The organism is Corynebacterium suedekumii (genome assembly GCF_030252185.1).
GTDB classification, from domain to species: Bacteria; Actinomycetota; Actinomycetes; order Mycobacteriales; family Mycobacteriaceae; genus Corynebacterium; species Corynebacterium suedekumii.
The window spans coordinates 1,815,412-1,835,293 of record NZ_CP126970.1 but is presented as its reverse complement, the minus strand read 5'-3'; the positions used below and the strand labels follow the sequence as shown (position 1 = coordinate 1,835,293).

The following is a 19,882-nucleotide window of genomic DNA, read 5'->3' as shown; positions in this document are numbered from 1 at the left end:
GATCAGGTGATGGTCAGGTGATGTCGGCCCAGGAGAACCCGCCCCCACCGGCGTAGTCGCCCTTCCCGGGCTGCTGCGACGGCGGAGCAGGCGGGTTCTGCTGATTCTTCGGCGGCATCTGCTCCCGTCCGGGCTGTTCGGAGGCGGGCCGTCGCGGGTCCTCCTCCATCATCTTCTTCGGGTCGAAGTCGTCGAGATAGGCGTCGTCCCCGTCGAACAGCGCCTTGGTGATGGCGGCCCGTGGGCCCATGCGGGTGTACTGGGCGACCTGCTCGATCGGCTTGCGGAACTCGTCGAACTCCGAACCGAAGTCACCGTTGAGTTCCTTCTTGGCGTTGTTGATCGCCCGTCGGGCGGCGAAGATCGCGGCCCGGACGTCCTCGATGAGGCCGGGCAGGCGTTCCGGGCCGACGACGATGAGCGCCACGATCAACAGCGTGGCGATCTCCAGCCAACCGATACTCTCAAACACACATCCACCTTAGACTGCAGGCGTCAGGCGGGCAGGTCAGCGCCCCTGGTTACGGCGGATCGCCCGCCGGATCATCTCCATCTTGTCCAGCAGTCCCTCCGGCAGCGGCGTCGGGGTGGACTCGGCGTCCGGGCCGGGCCGCAACGGACCCGACGCGATCCCCGCGAGACGGGCGAGCAGATCCTCCGGTGCCCGCACCTCCGGGGTGATGTTGGAGCCGCGCAACCATTCGGAGGCGTTGCGCTGACGTTCGATCTCCGCGCGACACTCCCCGCAGTGGACGAGGTGGACACGGGCGCGGTGCAGGGCCCCGTCGGTGAGCTCGCCGTCGACGAAGGCCGCCACAGCCTCGGGACTGAGATGCTCGACGGACGCGAACTCACGCGGTTTACGGGACCGGCGCGGGCGGCTGCGGCCGCTCCGGTTGCCCGGCAGCCCCAGCGTCGACAGATTCGGGTGCTTCACCAGCAGGCCTCCTCACCTCACGTTCCGGACCATTGTACTCCGCAATGGTCTAGCGGGTGCGGAGCAGCAGCTTCGCGCCTTCGTCCTCCACGGCGGCGGCCTCGAGTGCGGCCCGCAGCTGGGAACGGCCGCGGTGGATGCGGGAGCGCACCGTGCCCATCTTCACGCCGAGGGTGTCAGCGATCTCGTCGTAGCTCATGCCGACGACATCACAGAGGACGACGGCGACACGGAAATCCGGGCCCAGACCGTCCAACGCGTCCTGCAGCGCCGGATCCAGGTTGGCCACGCTGTAGGCCTGCTCCGGGGTCATGTCGGTGCCGGGGACCCGCTCATAGTCCTCGGGCAGGGCCTCCATGCGGATCTTGTTGCGGTGGCGCACCATGTCGAGGAACAGGTTGGTGGTGATGCGGTGCAGCCAACCCTCGAACGTGCCGGGCTGGTAGTGCTTGAGGGAGCGGAAGACGCGCATGAACGTCTCCTGGGTGAGATCATCCGCGTCATGCGGGTTACCCGAGAGGCGGAAGGCGAGGCGGTAGACGCTGTCAGCGTGTTCAGCGACCAGCTCACCCCATGTCGGCATGTCGCCGTGTCCGGCGTCGAAGGCCGCGGTGCCGGTCAGATCCTCCGTCAATCCTTCAGGGTCGTCAACGGAGCTGTCGGCGTGGTCGGCGGGCGTGCTCGTCCTCGTCATGGAGACAATTGTGCTACATCCCACTGCAGATCTCTACACAGTGGTCTGGCAAAGTTCTGTGAAGGCAGCCTACCGGGTCACTTCGACCCCATCCGTCACATTCTCGCGTGTCCCGCTCCCCCTCCGACCGATCCCCCTAGACTCGGGGACGTGACTGATGCACTGCGTACCTACATCGAATCCACCTCTGACGTGTCGGAGGCCCTGGCCACGGCGCGGCGGGACGCCGAGGAGTTCGGCCTGCGGGTGCCCGACGAGATGACGGGCCAGCTGCTGACCACCCTGGCCGCCGCCTCGGCGAATGACCGCTCCACGGGGGCGGTCGCCGTCACCCCCGCCGCGGGCGTCGTCGGTCTCTACCTCCTCCGCGGCCTCGGGGACACCGGCACCCTCACGTGCATCGACCCGGAGGCCGAGCACCAGACGCAGGCCCGGGCCACCTTCCGCGACGCCGGGTTCGCCCCCTCCCGCGCACGTTTCCTGCCGTCGCGCCCGCTCGACGTCATGGGCCGGCTGGCCAACGGTGCCTACCAGGTGATCTACGTCGAGGTCCCGCCGGTGGAACTGCCCACCGTCATCACGACCGCCTGGCCGCTGCTCACTCAGGGCGGTACCCTCGTCCTCGCTGACGCGCTGCTCGACGGGACCCTCGCCGACGAGTCCCGCAGGGACCGTGACACCGCCGCCGCGCGGGAGGCCGACGAGCTGGCCCGCAGCCTGGAGGGGGCGCTGGTCACCCGCCTGCCGCTGGGTGCCGGTCTCACCCTCATCACCCGCGCCTGACATGTCGCGGGCGTGGAGCTGGTCGGCGAAACCCCGCTCGCAGGACGCCGTCCACGCTGGTCCCCGCCATCTCGTCGTCGCCGACGGCGCCACCCCGCTCGATCCCGCGCTGGCGCCGCGCACCAGCGACTTCGTCGCCTCGCTTGTCGACGCCCTCTCCCCCACCCCCGGCACCCTCCTCACCGACGTGCACCACGCTCTGACCCGTGCGCAACGGGAGTGCGGCACCCATGGCGTGACCTCAACCCTGTCGGTCGTCTGCTGGAACGCTGCCACGGTGGCGGTGGCGGTGATCGCCGACAGTCCCGTCATCGTGGAGACGATCACCGGCATCGACGTCATCACCGACGAAGCATTCACCACCCGGGAGAGCTGGCTGCTCGAGCAGTCCCGGCGCCGCGACATCTCCGACCTGCAGCGTCGGGAACGGGCGGCCCGCAACACCGCCGACGGCCGGTGGGTCGTCTCCGACTGGACCGACCCGGCCGAGATCGTCGCCCACCTCCACACCGTGCGCTATCCCCGACGGAAGGTCACCCGGGTGGCGGTGTGCTCCGACGGGATGAGCGCGGCCGTCGACACCTTCGGTCTGCTCACCTGGCGGGGACTGCTGGAGGTGGCGGAAGGAGGCGGCGTCGACAAGCTCCTGGGGGAGCTGGAGACGTTGGAGGCGTCCGACCCGGAGGCGAGCACGTTCCCGCGTCTCTCGGTGAGTGACGACCGCAGCCTGGCCTGGGGCCGGCTCCGCACGGACATGCCAACGGGCCACGAGCAGCCTTTCCGCTGACTGCCCGTGGCCCGTCGGTCTGAGGTTTAGACGACCTCGTTCTTGCCCACCGCGACAACGCCGCCGGCGGAGATCTTGAACCGCGCCTCATCGCGGCCACGGTCGACGCCGATGATCTCACCCTCACGGACGTAGACGTTCTTGTCCAGGATCGCGTGGCGGACCACCGCACCCTTGCCGATGCGCACGCCCGGCATGAGCACCGACCCCTCGACCGTCGCACCCTCGGCGACGTGGACGTCACCGGCGAGGACCGAGTTGCGCACCGTGCCGCCGGAGATGATCGACCCCGGGGCGACGATGGAGGACTGGGCGATACCTTCCTGGGTGAACTTCGCCGGCGGGAAGTTCGAGTCATCGGTGGAGTGGATCGGCCACAGGCGGTTGTACAGGTTGAACACCGGGTGCACCGAGATGAGGTCCATGTGCGCCTCGTAGAAGGCGTCGATGGTGCCGACGTCACGCCAGTAGCCCTGGTCGCGCTCGGTGGAACCGGGGACCTCGTTGGAGCTGAAGTCGTAGACGTGGGCGTCGTTCTTGTTCACGAAGTGCGGGATGATGTCGCCGCCCATGTCATGGTCGGAGTCCTCGTTCTTCTCGTCCTCCAGCAGCGCCTGGATGAGCGCGTCGGTGGTGAACACGTAGTTGCCCATGGACGCGTAGGTGACATCCGGGTCGTCCGGGGTGCTCGGCGGATCGGCCGGCTTCTCCAGGAACTCGGTGATGTTGCCCTCATCGTCGGACTGGATGCAGCCGAAGGCGGTGGCCTCCGCGCGCGGCACCCGGATGCCGGCGACCGAGCAGGACTTGCCCGAGGCGATGTGCTCCTCGACCATCTGGGACGGGTCCATCCGGTAGACGTGGTCCGCACCGAAGACGATGACGTAGTCGGGGCTCTCGTCGTAGATGAGGTTGAGCGACTGCACGATCGCGTCCGCGGAACCGGTGAACCAGCGCTTGCCGCGACGCTGCTGCGCCGGCACCGACGCGATGTACTGGCTGGTCGGACCGTGCAGCGACCAGGACATCGAGATGTGCCGGTCGAGAGAGTGCGACTTGTACTGGGTCAGGACGGCGATCTTGAGGTAACCCGCGTTGACCAGGTTGGACAGCACGAAGTCGATGAGACGGTACGTGCCGCCGAACGGGACGGCGGGCTTGGCCCGGTCCTCGGTGAGCGGGAACAGTCGCTTACCCTCGCCGCCGGCGAGAACGATGGCTAGAACATTCGGCTGAGTCTTCACAATTTCCAATCTATGTGTGTTCGGGAACTTTTGCCGGGGAAGCCCCCATTCCACCCACGCTGCCCCACTACCCCCGGCACCCCCTGCAGGCGGGCGCGGCGGTGGCTACGCTCGGAGGGCATGAGAGTCGGAATGATGACCAGAGAGTATCCGCCGGAGGTCTACGGCGGCGCGGGCGTCCACGTCACGGAGCTGACCCGGTTCATGCGCGACATCGTGGAGGTGGACGTCCACTGTATGGGCGCCCCCCGCGACATGCCCGGGGTGTTCGTCCACGGGGTCGACCCGGCCCTGGAGGACGCCAACCCGGCCATCAGGACGCTGTCCACCGGGCTGCGGATGGCGCAGGCCGCCGACAACGTCGAGGTCGTCCACTCACACACCTGGTACGCGGGTCTCGGCGGCCACCTCGCCGGCCTGCTGCACGAGATCCCACACGTGGCCACCGCCCATTCGCTGGAGCCGCACCGCCCGTGGAAGCGGGAGCAGCTCGGTGGCGGCTATGACGTCTCCTCCTGGTCGGAGCGCAACGCCATGGAGTACGCCGACGCCGTCATCGCCGTGTCCGCCCGGATGAAGGACTCCATCCTCGAGGCGTACCCCCGCATCGCGCCGGAGAAGGTGCACGTGGTGCTCAACGGCATCGACACGCAGCTGTGGCAGCCGCGTCCCACCTTCGGTGACGCCGAGAACTCGGTCCTCACCGAGCTCGGTGTCGATCCGGACCGCCCCATCGTCGCCTTCGTCGGCCGCATCACCCGCCAGAAGGGGGTGGAGCACCTGGTCAAGGCCGCCGCCCACTTCGATGAGGGCGTGCAGCTGGTGCTGTGTGCCGGCGCCCCGGACACCCCGGAGATCGCCGCGCGGACCACCGCCCTGGTCGAGGAACTGCAGTCGCAGCGTGACGGCATTTTCTGGGTGCAGGACATGCTGGAGAAGGAACGGATCCAGGAGATCCTCACCGCCGCGGACACCTTCGTGTGCCCGTCGATCTACGAGCCGCTGGGCATCGTCAACCTCGAGGCCATGGCGTGCGGCACCGCCGTCGTCGCCTCCGATGTCGGCGGCATCCCCGAGGTCGTCGTCGACGGGGAGACCGGCACCCTGGTCCACTACGACGAGAATGACGCCGAGGCCTTCGAGCGCGACCTCGCCGCCGCGGTCAACGCCATGGTCGGTGACCAGGACCGTGCCCGCACCTTCGGTGAGGCCGGCCGCCAGCGCGCCGTCGACGACTTCTCCTGGGAGACCATCGCCCAGCAGACCGTCGACGTGTACAAGTCACTGCTCTGATCCCGCCCACAGACCCCACCAGGAGGAAACACCCAGTGAGCTACAGCTCCCACCGGCCCGAACTCCACGTCACCGCAGAGTCGGGCATCCTAGACGCGCCCGCCGGCGTCCTGCTCGACGGCGACACGTGGCACCTGTTCCACCAGTACCGCCCGACCCCGGACTCCCCGGCCCGGTGGGCGCACGTCGTCTCCGAGGACGGTCCCTTCGACTGGGAGGTCTGCGATGACGCGATCGCCCCGGTCGGTGGGGAGACCGGCCTGCGGGCGGGTGCGGTCGTCGCCTCCGCCGACGGGCTCGGCGCCGATCTCTACTTCACCTCCGTCACCGCGGCGGGCACCTCCATCCAGCTGGCGAAGCTGTCGGAGCTGGAGGACCTGTGCCCCGTCTCCGACGACGAGTTCGCGGTGGACACCCGGGTGCGTCGCATCGGCGACGTCGTCGGTGACCTCGAGGGCCACATCCGCTTCCGCTCCCCCTGCGTCGTCCCGGACTGGGAGTCGGAGGATAACCGCGAGGCCGGTCACGACGGCTGGCTCATGCTCGCGGTCACCGGCCGCAGCGGTGATCCCACCCCGGTGGTGCTCACCAGCCCGGACGGGATCACCTGGGAACTGGTCGGCCCGATGACCTTCACCGGTGAGCCGGGATTCGACGCCGGTTCGGTCCTCGTCGGCCCCCGTATCCTGCGCCTGCGCGACGAGGTGGACGGCGAGATCTACGACGTTCTCATGGTCACCATCGAGCAGGACGGCCTGGACATCTCCGGTTACCTGGTGGGTACGCTCACCGGGGCCGAGTTCGAGGTCCGCACCAGTTTCACCCACGTGGACCACGGCCACGACTTCACCCGGCCGCGCAACACCAACGTCACCGCCGACACCGTGCCGGCGGAGGAGCGGTACCACCGGTCGGTGCTGTTCGGTCTGCTCAACGGCGTGGGCCGCAAGGACGTCGATGACCGCCACCTGTCTCTGGCTCAGGAGGGCTGGGCCAACGTCATCTCCCTGCCCCGCGTGATCACGCTGCAAGGCGGCGTGCTGTTCCAGACCCCGCCCGCCGGCCTGCCGGAGGCGATCACCCGGACCCACGCCGCGCGTTCCTGGACCGGGCTGTGCGAGGTCCCGGCGGGCTCCGAACTCGTCGCCGAGGTTGTCGACGCCGCCGGCGCCACCGCCGCCCGCATCACCCACTCCGGGGACCAGCTGCGCATCGACCGGTCGATGAATCCGCACCACGCCGGGGACGCCGAGGCCGTGGCGGACCTGGCGGAGGGTGACACCGATTCCCTGTCGATCTTCGTCGACGGATCCACCGTGGAGATCTTCGCCGACGGTGGCGCGGTCGCCATGGCCAGCCGCGTCTACATCGACGGTGGGTGCTCCGGGATCAGCGTGACCACCACCGGCGACGCGGAGATTCTCCGTGCCTGGGACCGGGCGCCGGTCAGCTCGGGGAATCTTCCGGACTACGGGGAACCTTCGCCAGACGAGTGAGTCGGGCGCGGGCCGTCACCGTCATGGTCGGCGGCAGCGCCGCCAGACGGGAGGCCAGCTCCTCGGGGCCGATGTGCCGCGCCGAGGGGCTCATCCCGATCTGGGCGGCGATGGAGTCCCGGTCCAGGGTCATGGGGAACTCGACCAAATCCGCGTCCACCAGGTCGAAGAGGCCGTCGAACTTCTCCATCATCCGCTCGACCTTGGCCTCCTGCACCCCGAGAATGCCCAGCGGTTCCCGCAGTTCGTCGAGGTGGCCCTGCTCAGCGGTGAGGACGATGACCTGACCGCCGGGGGTGAGGACACGGTGGAATTCAGCGGCATTGCGCGGGGCGAAGACGACGGTGATCGCGTCGACCGACCCGTCACGCAGGGGCAGCCGCTCCCACACGTCGGCGACGACGGAACCGACCCGGGGATGACACTTCGCCAGATGCTTCGCGGCGTGGACGGAGACGTCGAGGCCGACGCCGCGGGAGTCGGCGACGTCGTCAAGCGTGTGGGAGAGGTAGTAGCCGGTGCCGGCGCCGACCTCGAGGATGACGGGGCGGGCCTGCAGCGGGACGTCGTTGTCCTCGAGGGCCTCATGCACCCCGGCGGTGACCGCCTCGACGAAGGGCGCGAAATGGCCACCGGAGAGGAACGTCTCCCGGGCGAGCACCATCGCCATGCTGTCGCCGTGGTGGTTCAGGCCGGAACCGTCCGCCAGCGTCACATACCCCTGGCGGGCGACGTCGTAGGAATGGCCGGACTCGGAGACGAGGCGGGTGAAGTCATCCGCGCCGGACAGCGGGCTGCCGTCGACGGGATCGGCGAGCACGTCGATGATGTCGGAGAGCATGGCAACAGCGTACCCGCCGCGCCGATGCGCGACCTATTCTGAGGCGGCGGTCAGCAGGGCACCCAGTTCGGCGGCCTCTTCCTTGCTCATCTCGACGACGAGGCGTCCGCCACCGTCGGAGGGGATCCGCATGACGATCTTCCGGCTCTCCTCGACCGCTTCCATGGGACCGTTACCGGTGCGCGGCTTCATTGCTGCCATGTTGAGTTGTCTCCTTTTACTCGGATCGCTTACCCCGACCAGTTTAGTCCTTTTCCGCCCCCGGGCGTCCGGACAGTTCCCGCCGGGCCTCCGCCAGCTGCCACGCGAGGTGCGCGATGACGTCGTCGACCTGCTCCGGGCGGTACCCCCGGGGTACCAGTTCGAAGGTCACCGCGCCGAGATCTCCGTCGGTCACCGCCCGCCGGTTCGCGTCCCGCACCGTCGCGGGATCCCCGATGGGTGGCAGGACCTCACCACGCCCGAACACGGTCCCCCACAGCCACGTCCCCACCGCCACGAGGGCGGCGAGCACGAGGATGAGCAGGATCCAGGAGAGCATGATGTCAGAGAATACCCGACAGCGCAGGCCGCTTCTCGACGCCCGCCCGGTCCAGCAGCGTCGCCGCCACCACGTCCGCCATGGGCACCAGCTCCGCCAGCGGGCGGTTGCGGTGACGCCGGACCCCCAGGTCCACCTGGGTGACGGCCGCCGCGCCGTGGCGGGCGGCGACGTCGACGAGCAGGCCCGCCTCCACGCCGTAGCCGGCGACGAACTCACAGTCCAGGGCGGTGGCCCGCCGGATGGCGTACTCACCGGCCAGGGGCTGCCGGATGTGGGCGAGCTCCGGGTGGCGCAGCCGCAGCAGCGGTCGGGCGGTGAGTTCGGTGACCCGGCCACCGCCGGTCGGCTGGCCATCGAGGGCGCGACGGTAGTCGGCCTTAACCAGGTGGACACCGGCGTCCCGGAAGGGGGCGGTCAATGCTGCGACCATGCCGGGTCGCGGGGAGATCAGGTCGGCGTCGACGAAGGCGACGATCTCCCCCGTGGCGGCGGCGACCCCGCGCCACAACGACTCCCCCTTGCCGGGGCGGGGCGGGATGTCGGGGAGGATGTCGCGCCAGTTGAGCACCCGCGCCCCGGCCCGGGTGGCCCGGGCGGGGGTGTCGTCGGTGGAGTCGGCGTCGATGACCAGCACCTCGTGCGGCTGGTCGGCGAGAACGGCCCGGACGACGTCGCCGACGGTGGGTGCCTCGTCGAGGGCGGGGATGACCACGGAGACCCTCACACCAGGCCCCGGATCGTGTTGAGCGGGGCGGCGTGGCCCGCGATGGCGGCGGTCATGCGGAGCACATCCATGGTCTCGGCGACCTCGTGGACGCGGAAGGCGGCGACCCCGCGGGAGGCGGCCCAGGCGGTGGCCGCCAGGGTCCCGGCCAGCCGCTGGCCCACGGGGCGGTCGACGGTCTCGCCGACGAAGTCCTTGTTGCTCAACGCCATGAGCACCGGCCAGCCGGTGGCCACCAGCTCATCGACGCGGCGCAGCAGCTCGAGCCCGTGGAAGGTGTTCTTGCCGAAGTCGTGCGTCGGGTCGATGTAGACCTGCCCTTCCGGGACGCCGCAGGCGACGGCACGTTCGGCCAGGCGGGTCGTCTCGGCGATGACGTCGGCGACGATGTCGTCGAAGTGCACCCGGTGCGGGCGGGTGCGTGGGGTGGCGCCGCCGGTGTGGGAGCAGACGTAGCCGACCCGGTGGGCGCCGGCGACCTCGACGAGTCCGGGGTCGTGGCCCGCCCAGGTGTCGTTGATGAGGCGGGCGCCCGCGGCGATGGCGGCCTCGGCCACAGGGGCGCGCCAGGTATCCACCGAGACGACCGTGTCGGGATGCCGGGCGCTCACGGCGGCGATGATCGGCACGACCCGGTCGATCTCCTCGGCGACGGAAACGTCGTCGCCGGGACCGGCCTTGACCCCGCCGATGTCGATGATGCCGGCTCCCTGGTCCACGACGGCGTCGCAACGCAGCAGGGCGGCGTCGTCGGCGAAGGTGGCGCCACGGTCGTAGAAGGAGTCCGGGGTGCGGTTGACGATCGCCATGACGGCGGGCAGTGCAGGGTCCATCGGGTCACTCAGAGGAGTCGGCCGCCCGCTGCTCCGCCTCCGCCTTCGCGTGGCTGGAACGCTCCTCGGTGTAGCGCTGGTCCTGGGCGTGGCGGGACAGCCGGCCGTCGGTCATGACCTTGTGGGCCTCGACGATGTGGCTGACGGCCTCGTCCACCGAGTCGGTGACCAGGAACAGGTCCAGGTCATCCGGGGAGATCAGGCCCTCGGCGGCCAGGCGGTCCGTCAGCCACTGGATCAGGCCCGACCAGAACTCCGTGCCGATGAGCACGATCGGGTAGTTGGTCACCTTGCCCGTCTGCACCATGCACAGCACCTCGAAGAGCTCGTCCAGGGTGCCGAAGCCTCCCGGCAGGCAGATGAAGGCCTGCGAGTATTTGAGGAACATGGTCTTGCGGGCGAAGAAGTACCGGAAGTTCAGCCCCAGGTCGACCCAGTCATTGAGGTGCTGCTCGTGCGGCAGCTCGATGCCCAGGCCCACGGACAGACCACCTGCCTCGTGTGCGCCCCGGTTCGGGGCCTCCATGAGCCCCGGACCACCGCCGGTGATGACGGCGTAGTCGGCGGCGACGAGCTTCTCGCCGAGCTCACAGCCCACGGCGTACCACGGGTGCCCCTCCTGGATGCGGGCGGAGCCGAACACGGTGACCGCCTTGGGCATGTGCGCCAACGCGTCGAAACCGGAGACGAACTCCCCCTGGATGCGCAGGATCCGCCACGGGTCGGCGTGCTGCCAGTCATGGTCGGAGCCCAGTTCCAGCAGTCGCTGGTCGTAGGTGGAGCTCTGTTCCCCCGCGGTGCGCAGCAGAATCGGGCCGCGCAGCATGCGGGACTTGTCCGGGGTGGGGGTGATGTTCGGTGCCATGGAGAGAAAACCTATCGTGTCGAGGCTCAGGATGCAGGGGTTGTCAGGTACGCGCGCAGCTGCTCGGCGACCCGCGTGATGTCCGCGACCGGGACATGCTCGTCGCGTTTGTGGGCCCAGCTGGGGTCACCCGCGCCGAAATTGACGGCCGGGACACCGAGCCCGGAGAAGCGGGCGACGTCCGTCCAGCCGTACTTGGCGCGGACCTGCCCGCCGACGGCGTCGACGAGCGCGGCGGCGGCCGGGCGGTCCAGTCCGGGGCGCGCCCCCTCCGCCAGGTCCTGGGTCTCCACCGTGATGTCCTCCCGGCCGTCGACTCCGAGGACGCCCCGCAGGTGCTCGAGTGCCTCCTCGCCGCTGCGGTGCGGGGCGAACCGGAAGTTGACGAGCATGCTCGCCTCATCCGGGATGACGTTGGTGGCCACGAACGACTCCAGCTGGACCACGTTGATGCCCTCGCGGTACTCCATCGCGTCGACGACGATCCGCTGCCCTTCGTAGGCGGCGATCCGGCCGATGACCTCCGCGAGCTTGTGCGCGGCGTTGTCACCGAGCCAGCCGCGTGCCGAATGGGCGCGGACACCGCGGGCGATGACCTTCACCCGCAGGGTGCCCTGGCAGCCGGCCTCGACGATCGCGCCGGAGGGCTCACCCAGCAGGGCCAGGTCGCCGTGCAGCCACTCCGGGTCGGACTCGGCCAGATGGGCCAGACCGTTGTACCGGGTGTCCACCTCCTCACACTCGTACGCGATGAGGGTGAGGTCATGGGCGAGATCCGGATCATCGGCCAGGGTGGCGAAGGAGTGCAGGTACACCGCCAGGCCCGACTTCATGTCCACCGTGCCGCAGCCGTACATGACGTCCCCGTCCATGCGGTGCGGGACGTTGCCCGCGATCGGCACGGTGTCCAGATGACCGGCGAGGACGACCCGGGTGCCGCGGCCGTGTGTCGTGCGGGCGGCAACCGTGTTGCCGCGGCGCAGCGTCTCGACGCCCGGGACACGCCGCAGTGCGTCCTCGACGGCGTCGGCAAGCATCTCCTCCTCGTGGGAGGGGCTGGGCACGTCGACGAGCGCGGCGGTCAGGGCCACGGGATCGGCGAGGAGATCAAGGCGGGGGTGGTGGTGTGACACCCGCCCCAGCGTACCCATGTCCACCCACGTCGACAGAAGGTGTGGACCCGCCCCCGGCCCCGTAGGATTGCAGGCATGCAGACTCAGGGAGCCATCGCCATCGGTATCGCCAACATCGCCATGGACGGTACCGTGCTGGACACCTGGTACCCCGAGCCTGAACTCGTCGACGGGACCGGCCTCGTCTCCGGCACCGAACGCCTCGGCGCCCAGGACCTCCCCGACAGCCTCCTCAAACTCGTCCTCCTCGACGAGGACCGCATGGTCGAACAGGTCGCCGTCCGCACCACCATCGCCAACCTCCAGGCCTCCCCCATCGACGCCCACGACGTCTACCTGCGCCTCCACCTCCTCTCCCACCGCCTCGTCCGACCGCTGGAACTGAACATGGACGGCTCGCTGCGGCTGCTGTCCACCGTCGTGTGGACCAACAAGGGCCCCTGCACCCCCGACAACTTCGAGTTCGTCCGCACCGCCCTGCGCTCCCGCGGCCTCATCCACGTCTACGGCATCGAGAAACTGCCCCGCATGGTCGACTACGTCGTCCCCTCCGGCGTCAACATCGCCGAAGCCGAACGCGTCCGCCTCGGCGCCTACCTCGCCCCCGGCACCCGCGTCCTGCGGGAAGGTTACGTCTCCTTCAACTCCGGCTCCCTCGGCGCCGCCCGCATCGAGGGCCGCATGTCCTCCTCCACCGTCATCGGCGAAGGCACCGACGTCGGCCTCTCCGCCACCATCATGGCCCGCCGCCGCTCCGACGGACTGCGCGACCCCATCTCCATCGGCGAGCACTGCCGCTTCGGCGTCTCCTCCGGCATCATCGGACTGACCATCGGCGACAACTGCACCATCGGCGCCAACATCGTCCTCGAACCCGACACCCAGATCTTCGACGGTGACGCCGGCCAGCACGTGGCCGCCGCCACCCTCAACGGACAGTCCGACTGGACCGTGCGCCGCGAGGTCGGCCACGCCGAGCCGGTGCTGCGCCGGACCTGGTGACGGCTGTAGAGACAGATCTTGTGGAGGAGGTGACGGTAATGACGGAGATCATCGCATTCTGGGACGCCTTCCGGCTGTCCTTCTGGGACGCATTCTGGCCCGCGCTCCAGGGATGACCCCCTGATCAGTCTGCTCATGCCCGGGGACTACCCTCGACGACATGACAACTGCAGATTCACACCGAGCTGGAACAGCTGAGGTCACAGGGGCTGGTGGAGGGGACACCGGTGGCGACCGCACCACCCTCGGCACCGGCCTCAAGGCCCGCCACCTCACCATGATGGGACTCGGCTCCGCCATCGGCGCCGGCCTGTTCCTCGGCACCGGCGTGGGCATCCAGGTCGCCGGCCCCGCGGTCCTGCTGGCCTACATCGCCGCCGGCATCATCGTCGTGATGGTCATGCAGATGCTCGGCGAGATGGCCGCCGCCCGGCCCTCCTCCGGCTCCTTCTCCACCTACGCCAAGCAGGCGTTCGGCCACTGGGCCGGCTTCACCCTCGGCTGGCTCTACTGGTTCATGCTCGTCATGGTCATGGGCGCGGAGATGACCGGCGCCGCCGCCATCATGGGCGCCTGGTTCGGGGTCGACCCCTGGATCCCCGCGCTCGTCGCCGTCGTATTCTTCGCCGTGGTCAACTTCGCCCAGGTCCGCGGCTTCGGCGAATTCGAGTTCTGGTTCGCCTTCATCAAGGTCGCCGTCATCATCGGCTTCCTCATCATCGGCGCCGCCCTCATCTTCGGCCTGCTGCCGGGCCACACCTTCGTGGGCACCTCCACCTTGCGCGGCGACCACGGTTTCATGCCCAACGGCTGGCCGGGCATGGCTGCCGGCCTGCTCGCCGTCGCCTTCGCATTCGGCGGCATCGAGCTGGTCACCATCGCCGCCGCCGAGTCGGAGGACCCGGGACGCAACATCGCCACCGCCGTCCGTGCGGTCATCTGGCGCATCTCCGTGTTCTACCTCGGTTCGGTTCTGGTGATCACCTTCCTGCTCCCCTACGACCAGTTGGGCGACGCGCAGACCGCCGCCGAGTCCCCCTTCACCGCCGTGCTGTCCATGGCCAACATGCCCGGTGTGGTCGGCTTCATGGAGGCCGTCATCGTCCTGGCCCTGCTGTCCGCCTTCAACGCCCAGATCTACGGCACCTCCCGCCTGGTGCACAACCTCGCCCTGGACCGCGACGCGCCCAAGGTCTTCGCGGTGACCAGCCGGGACAGCGTGCCCGTCAACGCCGTCATCCTGTCCATGGTGTTCGCCTTCGCCTCCGTCGGCCTCCAGTACTGGAACCCGGAGGGCCTGCTCACCTTCCTGCTCAACGCCGTCGGCGGCTGCCTCATCGTCGTGTGGATCATGATCACCGCCTCCTACCTCAAGCTTCATCCGGAGCTAGAGGCCAACGGCGAGATCTCCGCCGTCCGCATGTGGGGCTGGCCCTGGCTGGCGTGGGTGACCATGCTCGCCCTGTGGGGTCTGGTGGCCCTCATGCTCTTCGACGCCGGGGCCCGCGCCCAGGTTGTCGCCGTCGTGGTTGTTGTGGCGGTCCTCATAATCCTGTCCGTGTTCACGAAAATGAGTCACGGTCGGGTAACGTCTCGCCCATGACTTCAGCGAGCGCGCGCGGAATCGCCACCATCACGCACGACGGAACCGTCCTGGACGTCTGGTTCCCCTCCCCTCAGCTGACGGAGGAAGCCGTCACCACCGGGACGGAACGCCTGGCCGAATCCCCCCAGCAGTTCGCCGAGATGGTCGGCCCCGATGAGGACCGCGGCGTCGCCCGCGTCGCCGTGCGCACCACCATCGCCTCGCTTGACGACGCCCCCGTCGACGCCTACGACGTCTACCTCCGCCTCCACCTCCTCTCCCACCGCCTGGTGCGACCGCACGGCCTCAACCTCGACGGCGTGTTCGGCCTGCTGGCCAACGTGGTCTGGACCAACTACGGCCCCTGCGCCGTCGCCGACTTCCAGATGGTCCGCGGCCGCCTCAACGCCCACGGCCCGGTCACGGTGTTCTCCGTGGACAAGTTCCCCCGCATGGCCGACTATGTCGTCCCCACCGGGGTCCGCATCGGCGACGCCGACCGCGTCCGCCTCGGTGCTTACCTGTCCGAGGGTACGACGGTCATGCACGAGGGCTTCGTCAACTTCAACGCCGGCACCCTCGGTGCCTCCATGGTCGAGGGCCGCATCTCCGCCGGCGTCGTCGTCGGTGACGGCTCTGACGTCGGTGGCGGCGCCTCCATCATGGGTACCCTCTCCGGCGGATGCAGCCAGGTCATCTCCATCGGCGAGCGTTGTCTGCTCGGCGCCAACTCCGGCGTCGGTATCTCGCTTGGCGACGACTGCGTAGTGGAGGCCGGCCTCTACGTCACCGCCGGCACGAAGATCACCGTCTTCGGTGAAGTCGCTCAGGCAGCCGGTGTCGACGACGGCACCCGCATCAAGGCCCTCGAGCTTTCCGGGGTCAAGGGAGTGCTTTTCCGCCGTAACTCCATCACGGGTTCGGTCGAGGCCACCCCGCAGGGTGACCGCGCGGTGGAGCTCAACGCAGGGCTGCACGACAACTGACCTTCTACCCTGTCGGGGGCAGGTCGAACAGGCCCGTGGAATCGGGTTCCGGGTCGTGGTCAGGCCTGGACAGGGGCATGTCAGCGTCCGGGGGTTTCGATCTCGCCCTGATCTTCGCCCCGGCAGAATACTCCTGGAGTTCGGTGTCGTTGAACTGGATCGGCCCACCACCTGGTGGCTGCCACCCCGCCCTCCCCGTTTCCGGGTCACGGACCATATGCCCCATCCCACCGGCCCCATCCTGGTTGTCATTGTTATCCGCATGATGGGGTGGACACTCCAGGGTCAGGTACTCCAGATCCGTCACCCCACCCCGGGCCCACGCCTTAATGTGGTGCACATGGGCATGAATCATCGCCCCGTCACAGGTACCGCAGGCACACAACCCCTCATAAGCGAACAACGCCAGTCGCTGATACAGGGTTGCCGTGCGTTTCGTCCGACCCAGGGCCAACGGCTGACCCTGCACGTCATGCAGCACACCCAGGTCATAGGCAGCAGCACCGAGGGTGAGGATGTCCAACGCCGACAACAGATGCCCGGTATTCGACAGGAACCGACTGTCTGCGGTCATCTCCTCCACATCCTTGGTGGTCATGCTGACCACCACCGAACCAACCCCCTGACGGGACTTCGGTGACTCGTCCGACAGCAGACGTGACAGCACCACACCGAGCTGATCGACGCCGCGTTGGGCCCGGCTGCGCCTGTCCTTGTCGTCTGGCACTTCTGTATTCGCTCCGGGGCGTAGTCCCGGTGCCAGGGCAGCGGTGAGCATCGCAGCCACATCCGCCGGCAGGGACCCGGAGATACTCACGTTGCCGTCGGTGTCCTGCTTACCCAGACGCAGGGCGCGTTTCTTGTGCCCGGCCAACCGGTCCTTTCTCCCGTCGGGTTGGCGTCCGGCAGCATTGGCGTTGGTCACCCGACGGCGCAGCCAGACCCGCAGATCCTCCGGGCAGCGGTGCTCTGCCTCCTTCAACGCTTCTGCCTGCAGCACAGCACGACTGGGGGAGGAATGCTCATTGAGGGTGCGGAGTTCCTGCCGGATGATCTTCTGTTTCTCGGCGGCGACCTTCCGGGCCTGGTCCCGGGCTTCGCGTTGGGCTTTCTCGTCCTGTTCCCGACGACGTTGCTCTTCCTCCCGAAGCCTGCGCTCGCGTTGCAGTGCCTCGTCCGCAGATTCGCCTGCCTCGGGCTCCGGTGCCGGCATGGGGGCAACGGTGGGTGTGGTGAACAGTCCCTCGCCGCGGCCGACCCGGTCGGCGGCTTCCTGCCAGGACAACCCGAGTGCTGTGATGAGGAAGTCGATGGGTCGACTGGACCCGACGAGGCGGCCGGCGTCGGAGCGTTCTGCCAGCCAGGCGAAGGAGGCGTCGACGTAGGCTTTGGCGTTCATGGTCTTTTCCAGGCGGATGAAGTCAGCCCGCACCGAGTGGAAGTCAACATGATCGGGTTCGGCCATGAGGTCAGCCAGGGTGGTCATGGCCGCATCGATCTGGTCGACCAGTTGTGTGATCTGCCGTGACACAATGCTCACCCCGATTCAACGATGTCCCCTGTATCGCTTACGTGTTCGAGTCTACCGCCACGAACGTCACCGGCAATCCCTACGACTAGAATAGACGTTCGATTACCCCCGTTTATAGTGAGACCCCAGCCGACCACGCTCGGTGGGCGGAAACGCGCGACAAGAGATCGGCCCCTTTTTCGGACAGTGAGTCGATAGGGGGCGGATCGAATCCCGAGGCGTCGACAAGCTCTTGGCCGCGCCGTGAGGGGTAGCAGGGACCGCTACCGCACGACGGCGGGCACTGCCGGTAGGCGGGGAAAGCCTGCCGAGGACCTGACATTCACGGGATCGAAGGTCTTGCCAGCGACCGTCGTGTCCGCCACAGGGAGCCCACGATGTTGAGAGATCCGCGCAGTGCAACGGTGATCAGCTTTCAACCTTCCTGTGGACACAATGACAATTTTTCTTGACACTCAGTGAAGAACATACGTCATGATGAAAAGGACGAACATGAACACAACTCGAGCAGCTGCCCTCCTAGCGGTGATCCTCGGCCTCCTCGCCACCGCTTACCCCCTCGGCCCCACGGTTGTGGGAATCCTGGCCACTATCGCCGGGGTCGCAGTGTGTGTCGCCCTCGGGTCCACCCTCGCGAAGAAGAAGGGTACGCGGGAGGAGCTGTGACCGGCGAGGACCTGAGCAACATGGTCCGCAAGTACCGCCGTTGGCATGAACTGAGTCAGGGCGAACTCGCGGAGAAGGTGGGGGTCTCCCGCCAGACCATCGCAAATATCGAACGCGGCAACTACTCCCCCTCCGTCCACCTGGCCCTGTCCATCTGCCGGGTGTTGGGGCACACCGTCGAGGAGATCTTCGGCGAAGAACAGGAGGGTTGATCATGAACTTCAACGACACCATCATCACCCGCGCTGACGCGACCGTCGACGACGAGTTCGAGCGCGACGTCCTCCACCGCGGGTCCACCATCTCCCTCAACTGGACGGTCTACAGCCTGTTCGTTCTCGGCGCTGCGCTGTCCTGGATCCTCGACGGGTTCGCCTCCTTCGCGACGGCGCTGCTGGTCTTCCCTCCGCTCATCGGACTGTTCATCGGTCAGCGGTGGATGCGTCGCCGCGTCCCGCTGCCCCGCCAGATGGGCAACTCGAGGTTCGATTGGCTGTTCGGGCCGATCGTCCTGATCATCTGGGTGTCCGGGATCGCCTACCGGGGGTTCGGCGGCGCACTCGAGTTCATCGCCGGTACCGGGGGCGGTGCCGTCATCGGCATCATTCTCGTCGAGCTCCTCATCTCGCGGACCGGGAAACGTCGGGCCGCCGACGAGGAACGACTCGCCGCCGAATCAGAGGACTAGCTCGAACCAGAGGACCAGAGCCTAGACCGGTGCCTGCTCGGAGACGACGACGACCTTCTTGCTCGATCCCTTGAACGCCCACAGTTTGTTGATGATGAAGTTGACGGGCATCGCCACGATGATGGAGATGGCGGAGGCCCAGTAGAACTTGGTCCGCAGGCCGGTGGAGTCGTCGAAGATGTCGGTCGGCAGCCCCACCGGAGACGTCGGGTTCATCAGCAGGGTGGCCACGATCTGGCTGACCAGGAACGCGCCGATGCCGGTGAGCAGGAAGGGGAAGAAGCCCCGCCACCAGCTGCGCTGCGTGTAGCCGCGGAAGGTCCAGCTGCGGTTGAGCTGGTAGTTCCAGGTGTTGGCGACGATGAAGGCGATCGTCATGAAGATGTTGAACCAGCGGATGTTGTAGTCGGTGCCGAAGAGGTTCATGAACACGTCGTGCTCGGAGATCCCCCAGCCCCATTCGCCGATCTTCTTGCTCAGGTACACCACGAGCAGGTTGACCAGGGTGCCTGAGCCGCCGACGATGCCGAACATGAGGAACTGTCGGAAGGTGGTGCTGAATCGCCCACTGGCCCGGGTGCTTGTCCGGTTACCCATCGCCACGCCTCGCTTCTGTCTTGGTCAAGTCTTTCACTTTAGCGGGGGTAGGGGGCGTTGACTGCGAAAGACCCGCGTGAGCCCGGTGACAGGATCGTTGATCTGCACCGCCGTGGCCCGCAGGTGGAGGGGCTCACCGAAGTCGTACAGGGACAGCCCCCGGTCGACGGGGTAGGTGTCGTCCCCGACGATGGGTGCCCCGAGGTGGTTGAGCACGGCACGAATCTGGTGGGTGTGCCCGGTGAGCGGTTCGATCTCCACCACGTCCCCTTCCACGGCGGCCAGACGGGTGACCGTTCGCACGCCCTGTCCGTCGGGTACGACCTCAACCGCCCGCCGGCCGGGAGTTTTCCGCAGGTCCAGCACCACTTCACCCACAGCCACCGGGCCACGGACCCGGGCGTGGTAGGTCTTGCGGACCTGCCGCTCCTGGAACAGCTGCTGGTATCTCCCCCGGGTCGCGGAACGTCGGGAGCAGATGAGCACCCCGCTGGTGAGCCGGTCGAGGCGGTGCAGGGGCACGATCTGGTCCTCGCCGAACTCGACCCGCAGGCGGGTCTGCACCGTCTCGCGGACGATGCGGCCGTTGGAGGTCGACGGCAGGAAGGGGTTTGTCCACGACGATGAGGTCATCGTCGGAGTGCACCACCTCG

General features: G+C 68.1%; 24 protein-coding genes. 10 read left to right on the top strand and 14 right to left on the bottom strand.

Features of this window, described 5'->3' with window-relative positions:
• Nucleotides 1–13 precede the first annotated feature (13 nt).
• Genes QP029_RS09265 through sigE form a run of 3 tightly spaced genes read right to left on the bottom strand, consistent with a single transcriptional unit; the run spans nt 14 to nt 1,631 of the window.
• Nucleotides 14–472 (bottom strand): twin-arginine translocase TatA/TatE family subunit, encoded by a 459-nt coding sequence (locus QP029_RS09265; RefSeq protein WP_284874033.1) that lies wholly within the window; start codon nt 470–472, stop codon nt 14–16.
• 36 nt (nt 473–508) lie between these two features.
• Entirely contained in the window at nt 509–937 is a 429-nt protein-coding gene (locus tag QP029_RS09260) for an anti-sigma factor family protein (protein WP_284874032.1), read from the bottom strand.
• A gap of 49 nt (nt 938–986) precedes the next feature.
• A complete protein-coding gene (sigE, locus tag QP029_RS09255) occupies nt 987–1,631 on the bottom strand; it encodes an RNA polymerase sigma factor SigE (protein WP_284874031.1) in 645 nt (214 codons plus the stop codon).
• Between the two features lie 150 nt (nt 1,632–1,781).
• Between sigE and QP029_RS09250 the strand changes: the two genes are divergently transcribed.
• A complete protein-coding gene (locus QP029_RS09250) occupies nt 1,782–2,414 on the top strand; it encodes an O-methyltransferase (RefSeq protein WP_284874030.1) in 633 nt (210 codons plus the stop codon).
• 1 nt (nt 2,415) lies between these two features.
• Nucleotides 2,416–3,201 carry a hypothetical protein gene (locus tag QP029_RS09245; RefSeq protein ID WP_284874029.1) on the top strand — a complete coding sequence of 262 codons (786 nt, stop codon included), beginning with the start codon at nt 2,416–2,418 and terminating at the stop codon, nt 3,199–3,201.
• Nucleotides 3,202–3,227: 26 nt separating this feature from the next.
• Here the strand turns inward: QP029_RS09245 and glgC are convergent, their stop codons facing one another.
• On the bottom strand, nt 3,228–4,445 hold the full coding sequence (gene glgC, locus QP029_RS09240; protein ID WP_284874028.1) for a glucose-1-phosphate adenylyltransferase: 1,218 nt from the start codon (nt 4,443–4,445) through the stop codon (nt 3,228–3,230).
• A 120-nt stretch (nt 4,446–4,565) separates the two neighbouring features.
• On the opposite strand from glgC, the gene glgA reads away from it, so the two are divergent.
• Nucleotides 4,566–5,738 (top strand): glycogen synthase, encoded by a 1,173-nt coding sequence (gene glgA / locus QP029_RS09235; protein ID WP_284874027.1) that lies wholly within the window; start codon nt 4,566–4,568, stop codon nt 5,736–5,738.
• Between the two features lie 35 nt (nt 5,739–5,773).
• Nucleotides 5,774–7,234: a GH32 C-terminal domain-containing protein gene (locus QP029_RS09230; protein ID WP_284874026.1), complete on the top strand. Its 1,461-nt coding sequence runs from the start codon at nt 5,774–5,776 to the stop codon at nt 7,232–7,234.
• Here QP029_RS09230 and QP029_RS09225 read toward each other — a convergent pair.
• Genes QP029_RS09225 through dapE form a run of 7 tightly spaced genes read right to left on the bottom strand, consistent with a single transcriptional unit; the run spans nt 7,185 to nt 12,192 of the window.
• Nucleotides 7,185–8,075, bottom strand: a complete 891-nt coding sequence (locus QP029_RS09225) for a methyltransferase domain-containing protein (RefSeq protein WP_284874025.1) — start codon at nt 8,073–8,075, stop codon at nt 7,185–7,187. The genes QP029_RS09230 and QP029_RS09225 overlap by 50 nt on opposite strands.
• A 33-nt stretch (nt 8,076–8,108) precedes the next feature.
• Nucleotides 8,109–8,276, bottom strand: coding sequence for a DUF3117 domain-containing protein (locus QP029_RS09220; protein WP_284874024.1), 168 nt, complete (start codon nt 8,274–8,276; stop codon nt 8,109–8,111).
• 43 nt (nt 8,277–8,319) lie between these two features.
• The gene (locus tag QP029_RS09215; protein WP_284874023.1) at nt 8,320–8,616 is read right to left on the bottom strand and encodes a hypothetical protein; all 297 of its coding nucleotides are present in this window, start codon (nt 8,614–8,616) and stop codon (nt 8,320–8,322) included.
• 4 nt (nt 8,617–8,620) lie between these two features.
• Nucleotides 8,621–9,343, bottom strand: coding sequence for a glucosyl-3-phosphoglycerate synthase (locus tag QP029_RS09210; RefSeq protein WP_284874022.1), 723 nt, complete (start codon nt 9,341–9,343; stop codon nt 8,621–8,623).
• Nucleotides 9,340–10,176, bottom strand: coding sequence for a dihydropteroate synthase (gene folP, locus QP029_RS09205; RefSeq protein ID WP_284874021.1), 837 nt, complete (start codon nt 10,174–10,176; stop codon nt 9,340–9,342). Before folP ends, QP029_RS09210 begins: the two co-directional genes overlap by 4 nt.
• Nucleotides 10,177–10,180: 4 nt before the next feature.
• Entirely contained in the window at nt 10,181–11,041 is an 861-nt protein-coding gene (locus QP029_RS09200) for an LOG family protein (protein ID WP_284874020.1), read from the bottom strand.
• Nucleotides 11,042–11,067: 26 nt separating this feature from the next.
• Entirely contained in the window at nt 11,068–12,192 is a 1,125-nt protein-coding gene (dapE, locus tag QP029_RS09195; RefSeq protein WP_432418728.1) for a succinyl-diaminopimelate desuccinylase, read from the bottom strand.
• A gap of 57 nt (nt 12,193–12,249) precedes the next feature.
• Here dapE and QP029_RS09190 point away from each other — a divergent pair, with 57 nt between their 5' ends.
• From QP029_RS09190 to dapD, 3 genes are all read left to right on the top strand, one after another.
• A complete protein-coding gene (locus tag QP029_RS09190; RefSeq protein ID WP_284874018.1) occupies nt 12,250–13,176 on the top strand; it encodes a DapH/DapD/GlmU-related protein in 927 nt (308 codons plus the stop codon).
• A 277-nt stretch (nt 13,177–13,453) separates the two neighbouring features.
• Nucleotides 13,454–14,779: an amino acid permease gene (locus QP029_RS09185; RefSeq protein ID WP_284876213.1), complete on the top strand. Its 1,326-nt coding sequence runs from the start codon at nt 13,454–13,456 to the stop codon at nt 14,777–14,779.
• Nucleotides 14,776–15,747 (top strand): 2,3,4,5-tetrahydropyridine-2,6-dicarboxylate N-succinyltransferase, encoded by a 972-nt coding sequence (dapD, locus tag QP029_RS09180; protein ID WP_284874017.1) that lies wholly within the window; start codon nt 14,776–14,778, stop codon nt 15,745–15,747. The genes QP029_RS09185 and dapD overlap by 4 nt, the downstream gene beginning before the upstream one ends.
• 4 nt (nt 15,748–15,751) lie before the next feature.
• Here the strand turns inward: dapD and QP029_RS09175 are convergent, their stop codons facing one another.
• Nucleotides 15,752–17,278 carry an HNH endonuclease signature motif containing protein gene (locus tag QP029_RS09175; protein WP_284874016.1) on the bottom strand — a complete coding sequence of 509 codons (1,527 nt, stop codon included), beginning with the start codon at nt 17,276–17,278 and terminating at the stop codon, nt 15,752–15,754.
• 492 nt (nt 17,279–17,770) lie between these two features.
• On the opposite strand from QP029_RS09175, the gene QP029_RS09170 reads away from it, so the two are divergent.
• Genes QP029_RS09170 through QP029_RS09160 form a run of 3 tightly spaced genes read left to right on the top strand, consistent with a single transcriptional unit; the run spans nt 17,771 to nt 18,632 of the window.
• Complete coding sequence (locus QP029_RS09170; RefSeq protein ID WP_284874015.1) at nt 17,771–17,944, top strand: hypothetical protein; 174 nt, start codon at nt 17,771–17,773, stop codon at nt 17,942–17,944.
• A gap of 20 nt (nt 17,945–17,964) precedes the next feature.
• Nucleotides 17,965–18,156, top strand: coding sequence for a helix-turn-helix transcriptional regulator (locus tag QP029_RS09165; RefSeq protein ID WP_284876212.1), 192 nt, complete (start codon nt 17,965–17,967; stop codon nt 18,154–18,156).
• A 2-nt stretch (nt 18,157–18,158) separates the two neighbouring features.
• Nucleotides 18,159–18,632 carry a hypothetical protein gene (locus QP029_RS09160; RefSeq protein WP_284874014.1) on the top strand — a complete coding sequence of 158 codons (474 nt, stop codon included), beginning with the start codon at nt 18,159–18,161 and terminating at the stop codon, nt 18,630–18,632.
• Between the two features lie 21 nt (nt 18,633–18,653).
• On the opposite strand, the gene QP029_RS09155 is transcribed toward QP029_RS09160, so the two are convergent.
• Together QP029_RS09155 and QP029_RS09150 are read right to left on the bottom strand one after the other, a co-directional pair.
• Nucleotides 18,654–19,229, bottom strand: a complete 576-nt coding sequence (locus QP029_RS09155; RefSeq protein ID WP_284876211.1) for a GtrA family protein — start codon at nt 19,227–19,229, stop codon at nt 18,654–18,656.
• A gap of 33 nt (nt 19,230–19,262) precedes the next feature.
• Nucleotides 19,263–19,862, bottom strand: coding sequence for a pseudouridine synthase (locus QP029_RS09150; RefSeq protein ID WP_349293706.1), 600 nt, complete (start codon nt 19,860–19,862; stop codon nt 19,263–19,265).
• Nucleotides 19,863–19,882: the final 20 nt, after the last annotated feature.